The sequence below is a fragment of the Arthrobacter sp. SPT-J7 genome (genome assembly GCF_059089965.1).
The window spans coordinates 1-5503 of the sequence record NZ_JBNHFF010000213.1; the positions used below are offsets into that span (position 1 = coordinate 1).

Below are 5503 nucleotides of genomic sequence, written 5' to 3' on the forward strand. Positions count from 1 at the left end.
TTCTCTCCCGCAAGATCTTACCGGGTTTTTAGCGGACGCCGGCGGTGTCCCCCCCGCACGGGGGGAAAGCGCCGTCGTCGTTTCACCGGCTAAGCCGCACAAAAAGAAAGGGGACGCCGTGTCCCGCTCCGAAAAAGTTTCCTTCGCAGGTTCCACCGGCGAGGTGCTCTCCGGCATCATCGACGTCCCGGAGGGCCCGATAAAGGGTTGGGGCGTCTTTTCCCACGGGTTCACCCTCGGCAAGGACGCACCCTCGGCCTCGCGGATGTGCAAGGCGTTGGCGGACAGCGGCGTGGGCATGCTCCGGTTCGACAACCTGGGCCTGGGCGGCTCCGCCGGTGAATGGTCCGCGGGTTCCTTTAGCCACAAGGTGGCGGACACGGTGAAGGCGGCGGAGTTCATGCGCAGCGAGGGCAAGCAGATTTCGTTGCTGGTGGGCCATTCCTTCGGCGGCGCAGCGGTGTTGGCTGCAGCGCGCGAGATCCCCGAGCTCGACGCCGTCGCTACCGTTGGCGCGCCCTTCTCGCCCAAGCACGTGGCGCATGTCTTCGACGCTGCCTTGGACAAAATCCTGAGCGAAGGCAGCGCAGAGGTGGACCTCGGCGGAAAGCGGGTGGAGATCCGCAGGCACTTTGTGGAGGACCTGGAGAACGCCGACCTGACTGACTGCATCAAGCAGCTGCACAAGCCGCTCATGGTGCTCCACTCCCCCACGGACAACACCGTAGGAATCGAGAATGCCAGCACCATCTTCCAGACAGCACGGCATCCGCGTAACTTCGTGTCCCTCGAAGGCAGCGACCACCTCCTGACCGGAAAGGGCCAGGCGGCGCGGGCGGCCAGGATCATCGCGGCCTGGGCCGACCAGTACCTCGACGCCGCGAACCCTTCCTGACGCCGCCGGCCGCCGTACTGTCCCGGCAGAGGCTGGTCCGTTGTCCTGAACTGTCAGAAGCTTGACAGTGGCTTGACCCCCTAGAAGGATTGGACGCGATCAGAAAACGCTTTCTACGTCGCTGCCTTCAGGAGGGCGTGCCCTGTGCACAGCCAAACCACCACCAGCCCGAAGTTCCCCTCCCCCGACGCCGCTGCGGGCGGCCCCATCAACAGGGAAGAACTCGTCCGGCGCCACAATGTCCGCCAGCGGAGCATGGACCCCAGAAGTCCCGTCTCTGTGGGCAACGGCGAGTTCGCCTTCACCATGGATCTCACCGGCCTTCAAACACTCCCGGACGCCTACCCGGTTGGCTCGGAGGACGAACTGCCACCGGGAACGCTCCTTGGCACACAGGCCCAATGGGGGTGGCACGCGACTCCCCCGCCGCGCCAGTATGACTTGGCCGACTCCACGGTCCTCTACGACTCGCCGCATGGACCTGTTCCCTACGTGGACATGGCGGGTGACATCGTCAACGACCCCGAAACCGGCACTTCCCTTGCGGAAGCCTGGCTGCGCGCCAACCCGCACCGCTTGGATCTGGGACGGATCGGCTTCCTGCTGGTAGAGGCCGGAGCAGTGCGCGCAGTCACCGAAGCTGACATCACCGACACCGAACAAACGCTCGACCTGTGGACGGGCGTGGTCATCAGCCGCTTTACACTGGCCGGCCATCCGGTCACCGTCACCACGGCCTGCCACCCGGACCGGGACGAGCTCGGCCTTCGCGTGCAATCGCCTGCCCTCGGTGAGGGTCTAGTGATCGGCATCGCCTTCCCCTACGGCTCGGAGGCGTGGCACGATGCTGCCAATTGGAAGAGCCCGATCGCCCACACCACCAGTCTTGGCGAGCCGGCAGGCTCCCAAAACTATGCTGGATCGACCAGCTGGACCGTCCGCCGCGAGCTGGACGACTCCCGCTACCAGGTGGTGATCACGGGGCGGCTGCTCGCTGTGGAACAGACCGGGCGGCACCACCTCCGGATTGCGCCCGGAAAAGGCCTCCCGGACACTCCCGACGTCGTTGACTTCAGTCTTGCTTTCATCTCGGCAGGGGACGGCGATTGCCTCCCTTGAGGAGACAAAAAGGTGACCCTCCCGGCAGCACACCCGGGCAATGGCGCAGAAAGCCGGGCCGCCGTCGGCCTTCCATCGTTCAACAGCCTTGACGCCGGCAGCAGCGTCGCCGCCGCCTCGCAGGCGTATTGGCCGGGGTTCTGGAGCTCGGGCGGAGCAATCGAGCTCGATGCAACGGATGATCCTCGAGCCAAGGAACTGGAGCGGAGGATCGTCCTCTCGCAGTACCTCACCGCCATCAACTGTTCGGGCTCCATGCCTCCGCAGGAAACGGGGCTCGTCTGCAATTCGTGGCGTGGCCGCTTCCACCTCGAGATGCACTGGTGGCACGCCGCACACTTTGCGCTCTGGAACCGCGCCGACCTCCTGCTGCCGTCGCTGCGATGGTACTCCACGGTGTTGGAGACGTCGCGGCAGACGGCGAGGACGCAGGGTTTCGACGGCGTGCGCTGGCCGAAGCAGGTGGGTCCGGACGGCAGGGAAAGCCCCAGTCCCATCGGAACCTTCCTGGTCTGGCAGCAGCCGCACCCCATTTACCTGGCCGAACTGGTGTACCGCTCTAATCCCAGCAGGGAGGTGCTCGAGGAGTTCGCGGAGATCGTCTTCGAGTCAGCCGCGTTCATGGCCAGCTTCGCTCATCCCACGGCCCGCGGATTTGAGCTGGGCCCTCCCTTGATTCCAGCACAGGAGAGCTATGCATCCATCAGGGCTTCCGTCACCAACCCCACCTTCGAGTTGGCGTATTGGCAGTGGGCACTTCGGACTGCAGCCGCGTGGCGGGAACGGTTGGGGCTCGAGCCCGTCGGTGCCTGGTGGAGCGTGTCGGACAGCCTGGTCAGGCCCCGGGTGATCGGTGGCGTTTACGCGGCGATCGACGTGGAACCTTTCACCATCAGGACGGACCACCCCTCGATGCTCTGCGCCCTCGGCGTCCTGCCCCGGACAGACCTGATTGACGAGGACATCATGCGGGCAACGCTCGCCGATGTCCTTGCCGACTGGGACTGGGGCAGTACCTGGGGCTGGGACTACCCCGTCATGGCAATGACTGCCGCCCGCCTCGAGGATCCGGAGGCTGCTGTCAACGCGCTCCTGCTAGACGCCGGAAAGAACACGGTGCTGCCCAACGGACACAACCGCCAAACAGACTCCCTGCCGCTGTACCTGCCCGGTAACGGCGGGCTGCTCACCGCCGCCGCACTCATGGCGGCGGGGTGGGACAACGGACCGGCCCGGAACGCCCCGGGCTTCCCGTCCGACTGGACGGTGAGGTGGGAAGGACTGGTGGCGGCACCGTAGCCCGGGCGGGCTCGGATTATCGCTGGCCGGGACGGCCGATGCCTCGACGCCGGCCAGTAACCGCGGTGCCATTGTCCGTATGGACAGGGGCTCTGCCCGGCTGGACAGGCACCTTGCCCGGCTGGACCTGGCGGGCTCCCCACGCGCCCTTGTCGTGCCCGTTCGAATGCTGATTAAGGTCGGCCTCGCGGACCGCTGCCCATCCTGCCGAGACGAGGTAGACCTGGCTGACCAGGTTGAACCAGATCAGCAGGCCGATGATGATGGCGAAGGGCGCCAGGATGGGGTTGCGTCCGGCCCCGGCCAGCAGTTCCGTGCTGAAGACCTGCAGGACGGTGGTGCCCACGGCAGCCAGGATGGTGCCTTCGAGCAGGGCCCGGCGGGAGAGTTTCAGGCCTCCCGCGAACCGGAACATGATCAAAGCCGTAGCCCAGCTCAAGACCAGCGGTACGCCGATTTTAACGGAAGTGGTCAGTGGGCCGGCAAGCACAGGATCGAGCCGCAGGAAATCCGCCACCCAACCGGCAGCGGTACCAAAGACGAGGGAGGCTCCGGCACTGATCACCAGGGCGACGCCCAGCAGGAGGAGAATGCCGGCGTCGCGCAGCTTGAGCAGCACGGGGTTGATCCTGAGCGGCGGAAGCTGCATGATCACCCGGAGTCCAGCCCGCACGCCGGCAATCCAGCCAAGGGAGATGATGAAGGTGACTGCGCCCGCAATCAGCGCCGCCCAGCCCAACCCTTCCGGGTTCAGCAGCTCGGCCGGGTCAACCAGGCCCTCGTCACCGTTAAGCTTCAGCAGCCCCGGCGCGCTCTCGGCCACACTGCTGATGGTCCGGTCCAGAAGGGCAGGCTGGCCGCGGAGGACGAGCCCCGCGACGGAAAATCCAGTAGTCAGGAGGCCGGTGATGGAAAAGAACATCCTGAAGCCGATGCCTGCGCTCAGGAGCGGTCCCCGCTGAAGGTTGTAGTGCCCGAAGGCGCGCACGGGCCGGAGGATGCTGACCCGCGCCAGCAGCCACTGCATCATGGCCGGCAGGGTTGCTGCAGCACCGCCGCCGGACCTTCTGACCTTGCCCCATGCGATCCTCTTCCGAATCGCGGTCAGCTTTAGCTGGGCGAGGTCAGTGGGGAGCGGTGGCTCCATCTCCGTTGGCGACGGCGTTGGTTGAGAAGGTGCCGGCGTGGTTGTCAGTTTCGGTCCCAAAGTCCAGCTCTTCCCGTAGCTGCCAGATGCCGTCGGCATCGTGCTCGTAAAGTCCCATGCTAACCACGGGGAAGGTGGCCCTGTAGTTTCTCAACACCGTTTCGGCTTCGTCGAGACTGTCCGGCGCCACATCGTGGGCGATGGTGACATGCGGGTGGTAGGCGAACGGCAGCTCACGCTGGAGGGGGCCCTGCTGGAGCTTTTCATGCAGGTCAACGCATTCCGTGAAGCCATCCTCCACATTGATGAAGACCACAGGGGAAACCGGGCGGAACGTCCCGGTCCCGGCGATCGTGACCATAAACGGGCTCTGGCGGCGGGCGACCTCCCGCACATGCTCCCTGGTCGCTTCCCAGTCCTGGGTGGGGGTGGTGGTCACCAGCGTGATGTGGGCCGGAACCACGTCCGCGAGCGGATCGCCGAACGAAGCCCGCCAGCGCTGCAGCTCTTCGGCGACTTCGGTTGGAAAGCCCAGGATGACCCCCACACTGGTCTCTTCCGTGCGGGACGTGGCTTCCTTCCTGCCGGTGGCCTTCGCTGGGTCGCCTTGGGGGTTACCGGACGTTCCCGCTGCCTGGGTGGAGCGGGAGCCTTCCCTTGCGGAGACTTTGCTGGATGGCATGGCGCTAGCGGACCCCTGCGAGGGAGAAGGACGGGAGGAAACCCATGCGCTCATAAACCTGGCCGAGGGTTACCGAAGCGATGTCGCGGGCACGTTCTGCGCCGTGCGCCAACAGCCGGTCCAGTTCCGCCGGATCTGCCATCAGCTCGTTGGTGCGGTCACGCAGCGGCGTGACGAACTCCACCACCACCTCAGCAAGGTCCACCTTCAGGTGGCCGTACATCTTGCCCTGGTACTCGGCTTCCAGTTCTGCCACCGATTTTCCGGTCAGGGACGAGTAGATGGTCAGCAGGTTCGAGACGCCGGGCTTTTGCTCGGAGTCGAACCGGATTTCGGTACCGGCATCGGTTACTGCGGACTT

3 protein-coding genes and 2 pseudogenes are annotated in these 5503 nt (G+C 65.5%); 2 read left to right on the plus strand and 3 right to left on the minus strand.

What is annotated here, in order from left to right:
• Positions 1-118: 118 nt before the first annotated feature.
• Together AC5RWX_RS29570 and AC5RWX_RS29575 are read left to right on the plus strand one after the other, a co-directional pair.
• A complete protein-coding gene (locus tag AC5RWX_RS29570) occupies positions 119-895 on the plus strand; it encodes an alpha/beta hydrolase family protein (RefSeq protein WP_494099790.1) in 777 nt (258 codons plus the stop codon).
• Positions 896-1039: 144 nt separating this feature from the next.
• Positions 1040-3313 (plus strand): annotated as a pseudogene (locus AC5RWX_RS29575) (hypothetical protein).
• A 16-nt stretch (positions 3314-3329) separates the two neighbouring features.
• On the opposite strand, the gene AC5RWX_RS29580 reads toward AC5RWX_RS29575, so the two are convergent.
• The 3 genes and pseudogenes from AC5RWX_RS29580 to AC5RWX_RS29590 form a co-directional block, all read right to left on the minus strand.
• Complete coding sequence (locus AC5RWX_RS29580; protein WP_494099791.1) at positions 3330-4460, minus strand: YihY/virulence factor BrkB family protein; 1131 nt, start codon at positions 4458-4460, stop codon at positions 3330-3332.
• Positions 4438-5142: a 2'-5' RNA ligase family protein gene (locus tag AC5RWX_RS29585; protein ID WP_494099792.1), complete on the minus strand. Its 705-nt coding sequence runs from the start codon at positions 5140-5142 to the stop codon at positions 4438-4440. The genes AC5RWX_RS29580 and AC5RWX_RS29585 overlap by 23 nt, the downstream gene beginning before the upstream one ends.
• Positions 5143-5146: 4 nt before the next feature.
• A pseudogene (locus AC5RWX_RS29590) lies at positions 5147-5503 on the minus strand (tryptophan--tRNA ligase); the annotation flags it as partial.